Source organism: Pseudidiomarina tainanensis (assembly GCF_900115255.1).
GTDB lineage: Bacteria > Pseudomonadota > Gammaproteobacteria > Enterobacterales > Alteromonadaceae > Pseudidiomarina > Pseudidiomarina tainanensis.
In genome coordinates, this window is record NZ_FOYU01000003.1 from 276,645 (window position 1) to 292,829 (window position 16,185).

The window sequence follows — 16,185 nt, forward strand, 5'->3', positions numbered from 1 at the left end:
GTTGATTACTCCTGATCTTCCGATTTCTCGTCTGACTTTTCTTGTTCTGATTTCAGTTTCGTTTTCGCATCTTGCATGATGTCGCGCGAAACATGGTCAGTTGAGCGCTGCCATTTGAAGGCTTCAATACGAGATTTCATGATACGACGTGGGTAATAGTTGTTCTCGATATCCACATCCGCAGTTTCCCAGTTTGGATCAACCGCAAACTCACGAACTTCTTTATCGGTAACAATCAATTTACTCACAGATTTCGCATTACGACGCCAAATTTCAGCAGGAATATACATGTCTTCTTTGCTGCCATCCGCATAAGTGACTTGAAGCAAGATAGGCATAACCAAACCGCCCACATTGTTGAAGTCTAAAACATAGTAGTTTTTATCTTCAGCAATGGCGCGATCAAACACACGACGTTCCCATGGCTCAAGTTTCTCTAAGAAGCTCTGGTACGCATTACGTTGTTTGTTCGTTACTGTGAAACGATCGTTTTCATCATGGAAATCACGAATATCTGGATTCTTTTCAACCCAAGTTTTACGGCCTTCTGCTTCATTGCGTTGCACAAATAGTGATACCGGTTTATTCGCTTCTTCTTGACGACGACGTTCCCAATCGATATCAGGATTTTCGGTATCCAGTTGTAATTGATAGACCTTATCGAGGCTGATATCGACATGATCAGTGGAGTAGAACCACCCACGCCAGAACCAATCAAGATCAACGCCTGATGCTTCTTCCATGGTACGGAAAAAGTCAGCCGGGGTTGGACGCTTAAACGCCCAGCGTTGAGCATACTCTTTGAATGCATAATCAAATAATTCACGTCCTAGAATTACTTCACGCAAAATATTCAACGCTGCAGCAGGCTTGGTATAGGCGTTCGGGCCCAAATTAAGGACGCTATCTGATTGCGTCATAATCGGCACTTGGTTAGTTGATTTCATATAATCAACAATTGAACGCGGCTCTACGCCCCATGGAATAGTTGGATCCCATTCACGGCCGGCAACACCATCAAGGAAGCTATTTAAGCCTTCATCCATCCACGTCCACTGACGTTCGTCTGAGTTCACAACCATCGGGAAGTAGATATGACCAATTTCATGAATTACCACGCCAATCAGGAAGCGCTTTTCCGATAACGAGTACGTACGACTACCGTCATCCTGCAAAATTGTGCGCGGCCCATTGAAGGTAATCATCGGATATTCCATACCACCCACAGGCCCATTGACCGATTGCGAGGTTGGATATGGGTAATCAAATGAAAAGCGTGAATAGACTTCCATCGTATGGATGACCGATGCAGTGGAATATTTTTCCCACAGCTCGCCACCTTCTTTTGGATAGAACGACATGGCCATAACCAACGGTTGGACATCACCACCTTGCTCGTAGCCCTGTGCATCCCAAATAAATTTACGCGATGAAGCCCATGCAAAGTCACGCACGTTTTGTGCTTCAAACTTCCACACTTTACGTTTATCTGAACCCGCCTTTTCATTTTCTAACGCTTCTTCTGGCGTCACAATGAATACTGGCTTGTCAGCATCTTTTGCGTCTTCTAAACGCTCACGCTGCGTTGGCGTTAATACCGCACGTTCGTTGGTAAGTACCCCTGTTGAGGCAACGATATGGTCCGCCGGCACATCAATTTCAACGCTGAAATTACCGAATTCTTGTGTAAATTCACCACTTCCTAAGAATTCTTTATTGGTCCATGCTTCATAATCAGTAAAGGCAGCAACACGCGGATACCACTGTGCTAACAAGAAAATATCGTTTCCACCTTCACGAGCATCATCAGGGAAGTGTTCATAACCAGAACGTGCACCTACTGCGTCTTCTTCCACGATGTTGTAACCAAAATCAATCGCTAATTCTGTTTTTTGACCTGGTTTTAGTGGGCTTGGCAAATCAACTCGCATATTGGTACCAACAACCACAAACTCTAAGCCACGGCCGCGACCATCAGCAACCTTATCAATGCTGAAACCTAATTCGTTATCGGCCATAAACTGCTGACGACGCAGTTGGTTCAAGGTAATCCGTGCGGGTTTATCAACGCCACCAAGGTTAACGTCTGGTTTGCTATTAAAAGTGGCAGTACGCTCAGCGATTGAATCGGAGCGGAAGATGTTTTGATCAAGCTGAATCCAGATATATTTCAGCGTGTATGGCGAATTATTGTGATACTGGATGGTTTCTTGCGCATCAATACGGCGCTTTTCTTCATCTAAGCGAACTTTAATCGTGTAATCCGCTTGCTGTTGCCAGTAACTCTCGCCAGGTTCACCAGCGGCACTGCGGTAAACGTTTGGGGTAGGTAAAACTTCATCAAGCTGACGGAATTTGTCGACAAAAGTCCCTTTGGTTTGAGACACAGCCGACGCTTCAGCAATATTTATGAAAAACGAAGCGACAAGTCCTGTCGCAATCAGAATGAGCGATTTATTCATGTTAGTTCTCTTTTAGTTAGCGCGCGTCACGCTACTTTAGCAAGTTCCGATGCATCGCTCCATTGCGTTGACAGGGAAAAATCGGTTATTGGTCGCTTTCTTGTCCACTTAAAACCTTGTCAGTCGAATAAAAATAGTGCAACAATCCCCTTTACATTTGGTATTTCAAAGCACAAATAACAGCGAACTCGAGGATTTTTCCGTGAAACCCAGCGCCTACGTGCTTCTCTTTTTTCTCTGGATCGGCACATTTTACGCTTCAACAATCATGGCTTTTGCGGAATTTATCAGTCTCTGGTATATGCCAGCAGGCATATCTATTGCTGCCTTTTTAATATTTGGAAAACGCGCGTTTATTCCGATTTTCTTAGCCGTCTTTTTCCTTTCATTTAGATTTACTGAGCAACTACAGCAAGGCCTTGATCCGGCACACCTTGCAGCCGCAATATTGTTTGCTCTCGCTCATACCGTTCCCTATGGGTTAGGCGGGTTAGCGGCACGATATTGGTTGAGTCATTTCATCCAGCATGGGCTACCGATTCGAATTATCGGATTACTCGTGATTTACGCCGTATCTGCGTTATGTGCCGCAATAGCTGGCTTATTCGTTTGGGAATTCACCACCGAAACATACGACAACATAATAGAAGAAGGCTGGTTTGCATGGTGGCTTGGCGATCTTGTTGGCGTGATGGTTATCGCACCGCTCATGTGCTTAATTCTGCCTAAATTTACAAACACCAGATTGGCATGGCTAGAAGAGTTCTACGCTCACGACCGTAAATTAAGCGCTAATCTAAAGCCATTTTTATTCAAACTCTGTGTCGCTGCAGCCGCTGTCATTGGCATTCTCCTGCTTGATAGCCAACTCACGCATCCAGGCATCGCCTATTTCGTGTTCTTTGTTACCATACCTCAATTGTGGATTGTGCTTACCGAACGAACGTCGTTTGCGACAACAAGTCTGGTTGTCATTACCGTCATCATGGCTTTTGGCGTGGGCTTATTTAATGTAACCGATCAAGCAATCACCTACCAATTTGCACTCTATATGACAGCCGCAATTTCGTATTTCGCGGTTGCCGTGCCCGCACTGATTCAACGTAATATTCAGTTGCAAGAAATGAGCATGGTGGATCTACTCACGAATCTGCCGACAAAATGGCTGTTTAAAACCTTAGTGAACCAAGTCGTTAAATCATCGCGACCAAATCAAAATCACAGTATTGCGATGTACAATCTCGACCACTTCAAAAAAATTAATGACGACTACGGTGAAGCGATTGGCGATCAAGTGCTGATAGATTCCGCACAGATCATGAAAAACGAATTACGTGACAGTGAGATTCTCTGTCGTTGTGAGCAAGATATCTTTGTTGTCTTTATGCCGAATCTCGATATCGATGCCGCAACCAAGCGCGCCAACGAACTTCGGCATAAATTACCTGTCCTTCATATAGATGATTTAATTTTACCAATACGTGGCAGCTTTGGTGTTGCCCAAGTACAATTTGGTGAAGCAATTGAAGAAACCGTAGAGCGCGCCACGCGAGCCTTACAACAAGCAAAACAAGAGGGTCGCAACAAAGTCGTGGCCATCAGTTAAGAGAGCCATTTATGCAAAACATTGATATCCTTGTTGCTACCACGTCTGGTAATACAGAATACCTTGCTGACCAACTGTCAAACCAACTAAAAGAAGCCGGGTTTAGCACCGCCTTGCACTACGAACCAGATTATTCTGAATTAGTCGAAGGTTTAACCGAGCAATCAGTTTGGCTTTGCTGTGTCGCCAGTCATGGTGCCGGTGAATATGCCGATTCCATGCTCGATTTTGCGGAAGAACTCCACCAGCACAAACCCCAATTAAACGAGCTTCGCTACGGCGTTATAGCAGTTGGCGATAGCTGTTACGATACCTTCTGTGCTGCCGGTCGCGATTGTGATGCCATGCTTGCGATTCTGGGTGCAAAACGTCTGATCAGCCATCTTGAAATTGACATGTCACAAGATGATCCGGACGAAAATTCATCAACATGGCTACAATCTTTTATTCAATCTATGTGAATAATCCTTGTATAAGATCGGTTTAACTCTGTTTATACCCACTGAATAACTCTGTGAATAACTTACCTTGTGGATAACACTACTAGTTATCCACTGTTTGATCACCGGAAGGATCATGATCAAATCACATCTTTGATGATCGTTGTGATCCTTAACACATAACGCCTTGATGCAGTTATCCACACAATTTCTGATCCTAAGAATAAGAGTAATAAAAGATCAAAAAAAAAGATCTTAATTAATTGATTAGATCCTTAGGCTTTTCACGAATAGAATTTAACCGTTTTGATCTTGCTTAAATCAGGTTAAAATAGCCGGCTACGTTTTACATTCATGCAGATTAAATTCTAGGATCGCTCAGTATGCCAAACACCTCTTCTTACCATCAGCATTACGACGTTATTGTCATTGGTGGTGGACACGCAGGCACAGAAGCAGCTCTCGCTTCAGCTCGTATGGGCTGTGCAACGCTGTTACTGACGCACAACATTGACACTTTAGGTCAAATGTCGTGTAACCCAGCTATTGGTGGAATCGGTAAAGGCCATTTAGTGAAAGAAATTGATGCGCTTGGTGGTGCTATGGCACATGCAGCTGATTTAGCTGGCATTCAGTTTCGTACGCTGAATTCATCCAAAGGCCCTGCTGTACGCGCAACTCGAGCACAAGCTGATCGTGCACTTTACAAAGCAGCCATTCGTCACATGTTGGAGAATCAACCAAATTTAAGCTTGTTCCAGCAAGCTTGTGACGATCTGATCGTTGAAAATGATCGCGTTGTTGGTGTGGTCACCCAAATGGGCTTAAAGTTCTCTGCGAAAACAGTTGTTTTAACAGTAGGCACGTTCTTAGGCGGTCAAATTCATATTGGTTTAAATAATTATCAAGGTGGTCGAGCTGGCGATCCTCCAGCAAATAATCTAGCGAAACGATTACGCGAACTACCGTTGCGCGTTGATCGGTTAAAAACCGGTACACCACCGCGTATTGATGCAAAAACCGTTGATTTCAGCGTCATGCAAGAACAACCAGGTGATACGCCAACTCCAGTATTTTCGTTTATGGGATCACAAGCGGATCATCCGCAGCAAATTTCCTGTTACATCACGCACACCAATTTACGCACCCATGAAATTATTCATGGAGGCTTAGACCGTTCACCAATGTACTCTGGCGTTATTGAAGGTGTTGGACCACGATACTGTCCATCGATTGAAGATAAAGTGATGCGCTTTAGCGATAAAGATGCGCACCAAATTTTCGTTGAACCTGAAGGCCTCAATACCAATGAGCTGTATCCAAATGGTATTTCGACCAGTTTGCCTTTTGATGTTCAGGTTGCGTTAGTACGGTCAATAAAAGGCTTTGAAAACGCCCATATCACACGTCCTGGTTACGCCATTGAATATGATTACTTTGATCCACGTGATTTAAAACAAACACTTGAAACGAAGCACATTCATGGTTTGTTCTTTGCCGGCCAAATTAACGGTACAACAGGCTATGAAGAAGCTGGTGCGCAAGGGCTTGTTGCCGGTACCAATGCCGCACTGCAAGTACAAGGCAAAGATGGTTGGGCGCCGCGCCGCGATCAATCGTATATGGGTGTTTTAATCGATGATCTCAGTACACTCGGCACCAAAGAACCGTACCGTATGTTCACCTCGCGTGCTGAATATCGTTTGTTATTGCGCGAAGATAATGCCGATATGCGCTTAACGGAAACCGGCCGTCAGCTTGGCTTAGTTGATGATACGCGTTGGGCGGCATTCAATGCCAAAATGGAAGCGATTGAACAAGAACAGCAGCGCTTGCGCACCACATGGATCCACAAAGATCATCCAGCAGTTGCTGAAGTAAACGCTCTAGTTAAAACACCAATTACTCGTGAAGTGAATGGTGAAGAGTTATTACGCCGTCCGGAAATCACGTACGCTGATCTGATGAAAATTGAGAGTATTGGCCCTGGTTTAAGTGATGAAAAAGCGGCTGAGCAGGTCGAAATTCAAACCAAGTACGCAGGCTATATTGCGCGTCAGCAAGACGAAATTGCGAAGCAACAGCGCCATGAAAACACGCAGCTGCCACATAACTTTGACTATGCAACCATCAAAGGCTTGTCCAACGAGGTGGTGGCGAAACTGAATCAACATCAACCTGAAACCGTGGGTAAAGCATCGCGTATTTCGGGCATTACACCAGCGGCAATTTCAATGCTACTCGTTCATCTTAAGAAACAAGGACTGTTGCGTAAAAGCGCTTAAATCATGCTGTCACAATTACAACAATTACTCGCAAAAACTGCGCTTGAGATAACCGATACGCAACAACAACAGCTGGTCAAACTGGTTGAATTACTGCATAAATGGAATAAAGCGTATAACTTAACGTCGGTTCGTGATCCGCGCCAAATGCTGAGCCGCCACATCATGGATAGCCTTGTTGTATTGCCGCATTTGCAAGGACAGCGATTTATTGATGTGGGTACTGGACCTGGTTTACCTGGCTTACCGTTGGCCATTGCGGCACCAGAAAAAGAATTTGTGTTACTCGACAGTTTGGGTAAACGAATTCGCTTTATTCGTCAGGTTTGTCACGAATTAGGCCTTAAGAATGTAACGGCTGTGCAAAGTCGTGTAGAAGACTATCAACCTGACCTAAAATTTCATGGGGTGATAAGTAGAGCGTTTGCCTCGCTTGATGATATGCTGAATTGGTGTGAACATTTGCCAAACGAACATGGTAAGTTTTATTCCTTGAAGGGCGTCTATCCAGCGGCTGAATTAGAGCATTTACCGCCGCAGTTTCATGTTGAAGATATTATTCGATTACAGGTTCCCGACGCCGATGGCGAACGTCATTTGGTCATAATAACAACGAGAGGTTAGTCCTGTGGGCAGAATTATTGCGATTGCCAACCAAAAAGGCGGCGTGGGCAAAACCACCACGGCGGTAAATTTAGCTGCATCAATGGCGGCAACACGTCGGAAAGTTTTACTCATTGATCTTGATCCGCAAGGCAACGCAACCATGGGTAGCGGCGTTGATAAATATGACGTTGAAAATACCGCGTACGAGTTATTGGTTGAGCAAAAGCCTGCGCAAGACGTCATCATTCGTGAAACCAACGGCAAGTATCACTTGATTGCTGCGAATAGCGACACCACAGCTGCCGATATTAAATTAATGGAAGAGTTTGCACGCGAACAGCGTTTAGCAAATGCGTTGAAGCCCGTTGTTGATCAATACGATTTTATCTTTATCGATTGCCCACCGTCGTTGAGCATGTTGACCGTTAACGCCATGGCGGCAGCTGACTCAGTATTGGTGCCCATGCAGTGCGAATATTTTGCGCTTGAAGGTTTAACGGCGCTGATGGATACCATCGAGCGTTTAGCCGAAGCGGTAAACCCACGCTTAACAATCGAGGGAATTCTGCGTACTATGTATGATCCGCGCAACCGACTTGCCAACGATGTATCAGAGCAGTTGAAAAACCATTTTGGCGAAAAAGTCTATCGCACGGTCATTCCACGCAATGTACGATTAGCAGAAGCCCCGAGTTTTGGCTCGCCTGCAATGTATTACGATAAATCGTCCGCTGGTGCGAAAGCCTACCTAGCACTTGCGGGTGAACTGATACGCCGTGCTGAACAACAAAAAAAGGCCGAAGCAGCGGCTGAAGCTTAAGGAAAAAACGCTTTATGTCTGCAAAAAAACGAGGACTTGGACGCGGTCTTGACGCGTTATTAACCACCAGCAAAACTGCTCGCGATAAAGAGCAACACGACAGTGTACCTGAAGTTGATTACACGAAAGGTGAACTGCAAAAGTTACCGATTGAGTGGTTGCAACCTGGAAAATACCAACCTCGTAAAGACATGACTCCTGAGGCGCTGGAAGATTTAGCTGCGTCGATTAAAGCGCAAGGCATTATCCAGCCGATAGTGGTGCGTGAAGTCGCTCATGAAAAGTATGAAATCATTGCTGGTGAGCGGCGCTGGCGTGCAGCGCAAATGGCGCGTCTGCAAGAAGTTCCGTGTTTAATTAAACCCGTACCTGATGAAGCTGCGGTGGCAATCGCACTGATTGAGAATATTCAGCGTGAAGATCTCAATGCGATGGAAGAAGCGACCGCACTTCAGCGTTTATTAACAGAATTCCAATTAACCCATCAAGAAGTTGCTGACGCCGTGGGTAAATCACGTGCAACGGTGACTAACTTGCTGCGTTTAAATAACTTGCAGCAAGAAACGAAAACCTTGCTCGAGCGCGGTGACATTGAATTAGGTCATGCTAAATTATTGCTTGCTCTTGAGGGCGAACCTCAGGCTGAAATCGCCCGTTTGATTGCGGCTAAAGGCATGACGGTACGTGAGGCTGAGAAAGTGGTTCGTTTGGCGCTTGAGCCAAGTAAAGAGAAACCAGCAAAACCACAGCCTGACGCCGATATCCAGCGTCTTGAAAAGCGCTTAAGTGAGCGCCTTGGTGCCGCCGTTGCGATTAATCATGGTCGCAAAGGAAAAGGCAAAGTTGTCATTAATTACAGTAGCTTAGATGAGCTCGACGGCATACTTACTCACCTTCAATTAGAGCACGATAGCTAACCATCCCAATTTGTTTGCAATTCAACGCCAAATCTTTATACTATCGCGGGCTTTTAACCGAGGTTTTTAGCCCGTGAAACAGACTCTGACAGCAACCGGAAAACAGCTTGCAGCGAAGTTAATTCGCGCCCAAGTCGGCACTATATTTTTGCTGGCCTGTGTGTTTTCCCTCGTACAACCGATTGCTGGATATACATATTTTTGGGGTGTTGTTGGCGGCGGATTAGCCGTGATTATTCCAACAGCACTATTTGCGTGGCGCGCTTTTTCACAAGGCGGCGCCCGCGCGGCGAAACAAATCGTCAGTAACTTTTTTGCTGGCGAAGCTTTGAAAATTAGCTTCGCTGTGGTCTTGCTTATAGGCCTGCTGGTGTTCACCACGCTCCCGCTAAGTGCGGTTTTGAGCGGATACATCGCAGCCCTGATTGTGCAATGGCTAGCACCAATTTTATTTTTAAAATCAACTTAAAATTGTGGGAAACAACATGGCTGCAGAAGAGTTAACGCTCCAAAGCCATATCCAGCACCACTTAACTAACGCCAAAATGTGCTCTACCGAAAACGGTATTGCCTTCAACAAAGCGTGTAGTGAAGCCGGTTTCTGGACATGGCATATTGATACCCTCGCTTGGTCAATTGGACTCGGTATCCTGTTCTTAATGATCTTCCGCTCAGCGGCGAAAAAAGCACACACCGGCGTGCCGGGTAAAATGCAGTGCTTTATCGAAATGATCATTGAATTGGTCGCTACCAACGTTCGTGACACTTTCCATGGTAAGAGCAAACTCATTGCTCCACTCGCTTTGACCATTTTCGTCTGGGTTTTCTTGATGAACCTGATGGATTTGATCCCAGTTGACTTCTTACCTGCATTCGCTGGTTGGGTTGGCGCCACATTCTTCGGTATGGACTCACATGATGTCTATATGAAGATTGTACCAACGACCGATTTGAACATGACGGCAGGTTTGGCTATCGGCGTATTCTTATTAATGATTGGCTATTCAATCCGTATTAAAGGCGTGATGGGCTTCATTAAAGAATTAACGTTACACCCGTTTAGCGCAAGCAACCCGGTTGTTCAGGCTCTGTTAATTCCGTTTAACTTGTTGCTTGAGCTTATCGCATTAGTTGCGAAGCCGTTCTCATTGGCCTTGCGTCTATTTGGTAACTTGTACGCTGGTGAGATGATCTTCATCTTGATTGGTGCCATTGGCCTATTCCAGTTGCCATTGCACTTTGTATGGGCGGTATTCCACATTCTGGTTATCGTGCTGCAAGCGTTCGTATTCATGATGCTGACCATTGTTTACTTAAGCATGGCCAGCTCAGAAAGCCATTAATTTTTGTTTTTATTTAGTTTTACTTTTTAACATTAACCTTTGAAATATTGGAGAAAACAATGGAACTAGCATTAGGTCTTAAATATATCGCTGTAGCTTTATTGATCGGTTTCGGTGCTATCGGTACTGGTCTTGGCTTCGGTAACATGGGTGGTAAATTCTTGGAAGCGTGTGCACGTCAGCCAGAATTAGCACCTTCACTGCAAGTTAAAATGTTCATCCTAGCTGGTCTTATCGATGCCGTGGCTATGATCGGTGTTGGTATCGCCATGTTCTTATTGTTCGCTGCTTAATAAGCCATTCAACTTTCGAACGATAGAACTTATAGGAGGGGGGGGTTAATGAATATAAACATGACCCTGATCGGAGAATTAATCGCGTTCATCGTCTTCGTACTGTTTTGTATGAAGTTCGTATGGCCTCCGCTAAATAATGCGATTGAAGCTCGTCAGAAGAAAATTGCTGATGGTCTTGCAGCCGGCGAACGTGCCGAAAAAGACTTAGAGCTTGCTCAGGCAAAGATTGCTGACGAACTGAAAGAAGCGAAAGCACAAGCTGCCGAAATCATTGCTCAAGCGAAGAAACGCGCTGAGCAAACGGTTGAAGAAGGCAAACAACGTGGTGAGACTGAGCGCGAAGCAATTATCGCAGCTGGTCACGCTGAAGTTGAAGCGGAACGCAATCGCTTACGCGAAGAATTGCGCAAGCAAGTAGCTGTATTAGCTGTTGCGGGTGCAAGCAAAATCATCGAGCGTGAAATTGATAAAGACGCTCACAGTGACATCGTTGAAAAACTGGTCGCTGAACTCTAACCAAAGGGGTTTGTGCAAATGTCAGAATTGACTACGGTTGCTCGCCCCTATGCAAAAGCAGCTTTTGATTTTGCAGTAGAGAACGGCGCTATCGAAAAATGGCACGAAATGTTGGCCTTTGCTGCTGCGGTAGCAAATGATGCCACCATGGCTACGTTTTTGAGCAGCGCCGAAACGCTAGAAAAGAAAGTTGAAGTTTTCATCAACGTATGTGGTGAACAACTGGACGAGAAAGCCCAGAATTTTGTTCGCGTTATGGCCGAAAACGGCCGTTTGAAAGCTTTATCTGCTGTGGTTGCGTTGTTCGCTGAACTACGCGCCGACTACGAAAAGGAAATCGCTGTAGAGGTAACTTCAGCGGTGAAATTGACGAAGAAACAGCAGGACAATCTAGCGAAAACGTTAGAACAACGTTTTTCACGCAAAGTTAAGCTGAATTGCACTGTCGATGCAGCAATTGTCAGTGGCTTATACATTAAAGCTGGTGACACGGTAATCGACGGCACGGTGCGCGGCAAGTTAGATCGACTTGCACACGCACTGCAATCCTAATTGGGGACTTGAGCATGCAACTGAATTCAAATGAAATCGCAGAGCTGATCAAAAAACGAATTGAACAGTTCGAAGTGGTCAGTGAAGCTCGTAACGAAGGTACCATCGTATCTGTAACCGACGGTATTATTCGCATTCACGGCCTTGCAGACTGTATGCAAGGTGAGATGGTTGAGCTTCCTGGCAATCGTTACGCAATCGCATTGAACCTTGAGCGCGACACCGTTGGTGCCGTTGTTATGGGTCCATATGCTGACTTGCAAGAAGGCGTAAAAGTTAAATCTACTGGCCGTATCTTAGAAGTTCCGGTTGGTCGTGCCTTGTTAGGCCGTGTGGTAAACACCTTGGGTGAGCCAATTGACGGTAAAGGCCCGATTGAAGCAGACGGCTTTGAGCCAGTTGAAAAAATCGCACCAGGTGTTATCGAGCGTCAATCAGTTGATCAACCAGTACAAACTGGTTACAAATCAATCGACGCGATGATTCCAGTAGGTCGTGGTCAGCGTGAGTTGATCATCGGTGACCGTCAAACCGGTAAAACGGCTTTGGCAATCGATGCCATCATCAACCAGAAAGACTCAGGCATTAAGTGTGTGTACGTCGCTATCGGTCAGAAAGCATCGACCATTGCGAACGTGGTACGCAAGCTTGAAGAACACGGCGCATTGGAAAACACCATTGTTGTTGCAGCATCTGCTTCTGAATCAGCAGCGTTGCAATACTTGGCAGCCTACTCAGGTTGTACCATGGGTGAATACTTCCGTGACCGCGGTGAAGACGCACTGATCGTGTACGATGACTTGTCGAAGCAAGCAGTTGCTTATCGTCAAATCTCATTGTTGCTTCGTCGTCCGCCGGGTCGTGAAGCATACCCAGGTGACGTATTCTATCTTCACTCACGTCTACTTGAGCGTGCAGCACGTGTCAACGCTGACTACGTTGAAAAGTACACCAACGGTGAAGTGAAAGGTCAAACCGGTTCATTAACGGCGCTACCGATTATCGAAACCCAAGCGGGTGACGTATCAGCGTTCGTACCAACCAACGTGATTTCAATCACCGACGGTCAGATCTTCTTAGAAACTGACTTGTTCAACGCCGGTATCCGTCCAGCTGTTAACGCTGGTATCTCGGTATCGCGTGTTGGTGGTGCAGCACAAACCAAGATCATTAAGAAGCTTGGTGGTGGTATCCGTTTGGCATTGGCACAGTATCGTGAATTGGCAGCGTTTGCTCAGTTCGCTTCAGACTTAGACGAAGCAACTCGCGCGCAGCTTGAGCACGGTCAACGTGTTACTGAACTGATGAAACAGAACCAATATAAGCCAATGAGCGTGGCTGAAATGGCAGTGTCTATCTTCTCTGCAGAAAAGGGTTACCTGAAAGACGTAGAGAAAGACAAAATCCTCGACTTCGAAGGTGCGTTAATTTCGTACATGCGTAGCGAGCACGCTGAACTAATGGCTGATATTGATAAAACTGGCAACTATAACGACGACATCGAAGCGAAGCTGCACGAAGGCCTTAAAGCCTTCAAGAAAACGCAGTCTTGGTAAGCGGAGCGTGGCTACACAATGTGTGGCCACAAGTCGTTGAGTTAACAGGAGAATATCATGGCCGGCGGTAAAGAGATAAAAACCAAGATCGGGAGTATTAACAATACTCAGAAGATCACCAGTGCAATGGAGATGGTTGCTGCGTCTAAAATGAAAAAGGCGCAGGAACGTATGGCTTCAAGCCGTCCGTATGCGGACAGCATTCGCAAGGTGATCGGCCATGTTGCCCATGCCAACTTAGAATATAAGCATCCGTACTTAGAAGAGCGTGATGTGAAACGAGTTGGTTACATTGTGATTTCAACTGACCGCGGTTTGTGCGGCGGCTTAAACACCAACGAATTTAAGGCGGTGGTTAAGCATGCACAGGCACAGAAAGAAAGCGGCGTCGAAGTTGATTTCGCAGCAATTGGTAACAAGGCTACGGGTTTCTTTAAACGCTTTGGAGGCCGTTTACTGGCGCAAAAATCAGGTCTTGGTGATAAGCCAAGCGTGAATGATGTGCTCGGGACTGTACAGGTAATGTTGGATGCCTTTGATGAAGGCAAAATCGACCGCCTGTTTGTGGTGTATAACAAATTTGTGAACACCATGAAGCAAGAACCAACGATAGCGCAATTGCTACCGTTGCCAAAAGCTGAGTCTCGTGACGAAGTTCAATCAGGTAGCTGGGACTACTTGTATGAGCCGAATCCACAGCCAATTTTAGAATTACTGATCCGTCGTTACGTTGAAGCGACTGTGTATCAGGGCGTAGTGGACAACATCGCTAGTGAACAGGCAGCGCGGATGGTGGCAATGAAAGCCGCTACCGACAACGCCGAAGACCTCATTGATCAATTGCAACTGGTGTACAACAAAGCACGCCAAGCAGCGATCACGCAGGAAATTTCGGAAATTGTATCGGGCGCCGAAGCGGTTTAAGGCGAAGCTTGCAAGAATTTTAGAGTTAGAGGAAATGTCATGAGTCAAGGTAAGGTCGTGCAAATTATTGGCGCGGTTGTGGATATCGAATTTCCACAAACAGACGTGCCAAAGGTATACGACGCGCTGCAGGTGACCGACGGTGACCTCAAGGGTCTGACCCTGGAAGTTCAGCAGCAGTTAGGCGGTGGTATCGTGCGTGGTATCGCACTTGGTACTACTGACGGTCTGCGTCGTGGAATTACCGTTCAAAACACCGGCGAGCCAATCATGGTACCAGTGGGTAAACAAACCCTCGGTCGTATCATGAACGTATTGGGCGAGCCAATTGATGAAGCGGGCGATATCGGTGAAGAAGAGCGTATGTCTATTCACCGTGCTGCACCGTCGTACGAAGAGCAGTCAAGCGCAACTGAACTGTTAGAGACCGGTATCAAGGTAATCGACTTGATTTGTCCGTTCGCTAAGGGTGGTAAAGTTGGTCTGTTCGGTGGTGCGGGTGTAGGTAAAACCGTAAACATGATGGAGCTTATCCGTAACATCGCTATCGAGCACAGCGGCTACTCAGTATTTGCTGGTGTTGGTGAGCGTACGCGTGAGGGTAATGACTTCTATCACGAAATGAAAGATTCAAACGTACTCGACAAAGTAGCATTGGTCTACGGTCAGATGAACGAGCCTCCAGGTAACCGTTTGCGCGTTGCGTTAACCGGTTTGACCATGGCAGAGAAGTTCCGTGACGAAGGTCGTGACGTATTGTTCTTCGTAGATAACATCTATCGTTATACCCTAGCCGGTACTGAGGTATCAGCATTGTTAGGTCGTATGCCATCTGCGGTAGGTTATCAGCCAACTCTTGCAGAAGAGATGGGTGTACTACAAGAACGTATTACTTCAACCAAAACTGGTTCAATCACGTCAATCCAGGCCGTATACGTACCTGCGGATGACTTGACCGACCCGTCACCAGCAACCACGTTCGCTCACTTAGACGCGACCGTTGTATTGTCACGTGACATCGCGTCTTTGGGTATCTACCCTGCGGTTGACCCGTTGGATTCAACTTCACGTCAGTTGGACCCGTTGGTTATCGGTAAAGAGCACTACGACACTGCGCGTGGCGTTCAGTCAGTATTGCAGCGTTACAAAGAGCTGAAAGATATCATCGCAATCTTGGGTATGGACGAATTGTCTGAAGAAGACAAAATGACCGTAGCTCGTGCGCGTAAAATTCAGCGTTTCCTGTCACAGCCGTTCTTCGTTGCTGAAGTATTCACCGGCTCACCAGGTAAATATGTATCGTTGAAAGATACCATCGCTGGCTTTAAAGGCATCTTAAACGGTGACTACGACGACCTGCCAGAACAAGCGTTCTACATGGTTGGTAGCATCGAAGAAGCGGTCGAAAAAGCCAAGAAAATGTAATAAACCGGGAGGTTTAAATGGCAGCTAAAACTGTACAGCTTGATGTGGTCAGCGCCGAAGAACGTTTGTTCTCAGGTGCCGTTGAGACCCTGCAAGTGACCGGTAGCGAAGGTGAGCTGGGTATTCACCCAGGTCACGCCCCGTTATTAACTACTATTAAGCCAGGTATGGTGCGAGTGGTTAAAGAAGGTGGCGAAGAAGAAATCATCTACGTTGCTGGTGGTGTGCTTGAAGTGCAGCCGCATAACGTCTCGGTCCTTGCTGACACAGCCATTCGTGGTGAAGAGCTTGACGAACAAAAAGCTCTTGAAGCGATGAAACATGCTGAAGAAGCAATTGCAGATCAAAGTTCTGACTTAAGCTACGCAGAAGCTGCAGCAGAACTGGCTCGAGCGATGGCTCAGTTGCAGATTATTCGCAAACTACGCAAATAATCA

Annotated in this window: 16 protein-coding genes; 15 read left to right on the forward strand and 1 reads right to left on the reverse strand. The window is 46.1% G+C overall.

Annotation, left to right across the window (positions count from 1 at the left end; all coding sequences use genetic code 11):
• Window positions 1–5: 5 nt before the first annotated feature.
• Window positions 6–2,462, reverse strand: coding sequence for a M1 family metallopeptidase (locus BM292_RS09955; protein WP_092858121.1), 2,457 nt, complete (start codon window positions 2,460–2,462; stop codon window positions 6–8).
• 220 nt (window positions 2,463–2,682) lie between these two features.
• Between BM292_RS09955 and BM292_RS09960 the strand changes: the two genes are divergently transcribed.
• From BM292_RS09960 to BM292_RS10030, 15 genes are all read left to right on the forward strand, one after another.
• Complete coding sequence (locus BM292_RS09960) at window positions 2,683–4,068, forward strand: sensor domain-containing diguanylate cyclase (RefSeq protein WP_281247511.1); 1,386 nt, start codon at window positions 2,683–2,685, stop codon at window positions 4,066–4,068.
• Between the two features lie 11 nt (window positions 4,069–4,079).
• Window positions 4,080–4,529 (forward strand): flavodoxin domain-containing protein, encoded by a 450-nt coding sequence (locus BM292_RS09965; protein WP_092858125.1) that lies wholly within the window; start codon window positions 4,080–4,082, stop codon window positions 4,527–4,529.
• A 362-nt stretch (window positions 4,530–4,891) separates the two neighbouring features.
• On the forward strand, window positions 4,892–6,793 hold the full coding sequence (gene mnmG, locus BM292_RS09970; RefSeq protein WP_092858127.1) for a tRNA uridine-5-carboxymethylaminomethyl(34) synthesis enzyme MnmG: 1,902 nt from the start codon (window positions 4,892–4,894) through the stop codon (window positions 6,791–6,793).
• Between the two features lie 3 nt (window positions 6,794–6,796).
• A complete protein-coding gene (gene rsmG, locus BM292_RS09975; protein WP_092858129.1) occupies window positions 6,797–7,417 on the forward strand; it encodes a 16S rRNA (guanine(527)-N(7))-methyltransferase RsmG in 621 nt (206 codons plus the stop codon).
• A 4-nt stretch (window positions 7,418–7,421) separates the two neighbouring features.
• Window positions 7,422–8,219 carry a ParA family protein gene (locus BM292_RS09980; RefSeq protein WP_092858131.1) on the forward strand — a complete coding sequence of 266 codons (798 nt, stop codon included), beginning with the start codon at window positions 7,422–7,424 and terminating at the stop codon, window positions 8,217–8,219.
• A gap of 14 nt (window positions 8,220–8,233) precedes the next feature.
• A complete protein-coding gene (locus tag BM292_RS09985) occupies window positions 8,234–9,136 on the forward strand; it encodes a ParB/RepB/Spo0J family partition protein (RefSeq protein WP_092858133.1) in 903 nt (300 codons plus the stop codon).
• Between the two features lie 73 nt (window positions 9,137–9,209).
• Entirely contained in the window at window positions 9,210–9,605 is a 396-nt protein-coding gene (locus tag BM292_RS09990) for an ATP synthase subunit I (protein ID WP_092858135.1), read from the forward strand.
• 16 nt (window positions 9,606–9,621) lie between these two features.
• Entirely contained in the window at window positions 9,622–10,479 is an 858-nt protein-coding gene (gene atpB, locus BM292_RS09995) for a F0F1 ATP synthase subunit A (protein ID WP_092858137.1), read from the forward strand.
• Between the two features lie 59 nt (window positions 10,480–10,538).
• Entirely contained in the window at window positions 10,539–10,772 is a 234-nt protein-coding gene (gene atpE, locus BM292_RS10000) for a F0F1 ATP synthase subunit C (protein ID WP_055439916.1), read from the forward strand.
• Between the two features lie 48 nt (window positions 10,773–10,820).
• Window positions 10,821–11,291: a F0F1 ATP synthase subunit B gene (gene atpF / locus BM292_RS10005; RefSeq protein WP_092858139.1), complete on the forward strand. Its 471-nt coding sequence runs from the start codon at window positions 10,821–10,823 to the stop codon at window positions 11,289–11,291.
• A gap of 18 nt (window positions 11,292–11,309) precedes the next feature.
• On the forward strand, window positions 11,310–11,843 hold the full coding sequence (atpH, locus tag BM292_RS10010) for a F0F1 ATP synthase subunit delta (protein WP_092858141.1): 534 nt from the start codon (window positions 11,310–11,312) through the stop codon (window positions 11,841–11,843).
• A gap of 14 nt (window positions 11,844–11,857) precedes the next feature.
• Window positions 11,858–13,399, forward strand: coding sequence for a F0F1 ATP synthase subunit alpha (atpA, locus tag BM292_RS10015; RefSeq protein ID WP_092858143.1), 1,542 nt, complete (start codon window positions 11,858–11,860; stop codon window positions 13,397–13,399).
• Window positions 13,400–13,456: 57 nt separating this feature from the next.
• Entirely contained in the window at window positions 13,457–14,323 is an 867-nt protein-coding gene (gene atpG, locus BM292_RS10020) for a F0F1 ATP synthase subunit gamma (RefSeq protein ID WP_092858145.1), read from the forward strand.
• Between the two features lie 39 nt (window positions 14,324–14,362).
• Window positions 14,363–15,748 (forward strand): F0F1 ATP synthase subunit beta, encoded by a 1,386-nt coding sequence (atpD, locus tag BM292_RS10025; RefSeq protein WP_055439921.1) that lies wholly within the window; start codon window positions 14,363–14,365, stop codon window positions 15,746–15,748.
• Between the two features lie 17 nt (window positions 15,749–15,765).
• A complete protein-coding gene (locus BM292_RS10030; protein WP_055439922.1) occupies window positions 15,766–16,182 on the forward strand; it encodes a F0F1 ATP synthase subunit epsilon in 417 nt (138 codons plus the stop codon).
• Window positions 16,183–16,185 lie beyond the last annotated feature (3 nt).

Bases quoted from the DNA above. Each gene is read 5' to 3' on its own strand.
- BM292_RS09955 (WP_092858121.1), bottom strand. From the start codon at position 2,462: ATGAATAAATCGCTCATTCTGATTGCGACAGGACTTGTCGCTTCGTTT.
- BM292_RS09965 (WP_092858125.1), top strand. From the start codon at position 4,080: ATGCAAAACATTGATATCCTTGTTGCTACCACGTCTGGTAATACAGAA.
- mnmG (WP_092858127.1), top strand. From the start codon at position 4,892: ATGCCAAACACCTCTTCTTACCATCAGCATTACGACGTTATTGTCATT.
- rsmG (WP_092858129.1), top strand. From the start codon at position 6,797: ATGCTGTCACAATTACAACAATTACTCGCAAAAACTGCGCTTGAGATA.
- BM292_RS09985 (WP_092858133.1), top strand. From the start codon at position 8,234: ATGTCTGCAAAAAAACGAGGACTTGGACGCGGTCTTGACGCGTTATTA.
- atpB (WP_092858137.1), top strand. From the start codon at position 9,622: ATGGCTGCAGAAGAGTTAACGCTCCAAAGCCATATCCAGCACCACTTA.
- atpE (WP_055439916.1), top strand. From the start codon at position 10,539: ATGGAACTAGCATTAGGTCTTAAATATATCGCTGTAGCTTTATTGATC.
- atpF (WP_092858139.1), top strand. From the start codon at position 10,821: ATGAATATAAACATGACCCTGATCGGAGAATTAATCGCGTTCATCGTC.
- atpH (WP_092858141.1), top strand. From the start codon at position 11,310: ATGTCAGAATTGACTACGGTTGCTCGCCCCTATGCAAAAGCAGCTTTT.
- atpA (WP_092858143.1), top strand. From the start codon at position 11,858: ATGCAACTGAATTCAAATGAAATCGCAGAGCTGATCAAAAAACGAATT.
- atpG (WP_092858145.1), top strand. From the start codon at position 13,457: ATGGCCGGCGGTAAAGAGATAAAAACCAAGATCGGGAGTATTAACAAT.
- atpD (WP_055439921.1), top strand. From the start codon at position 14,363: ATGAGTCAAGGTAAGGTCGTGCAAATTATTGGCGCGGTTGTGGATATC.
- BM292_RS10030 (WP_055439922.1), top strand. From the start codon at position 15,766: ATGGCAGCTAAAACTGTACAGCTTGATGTGGTCAGCGCCGAAGAACGT.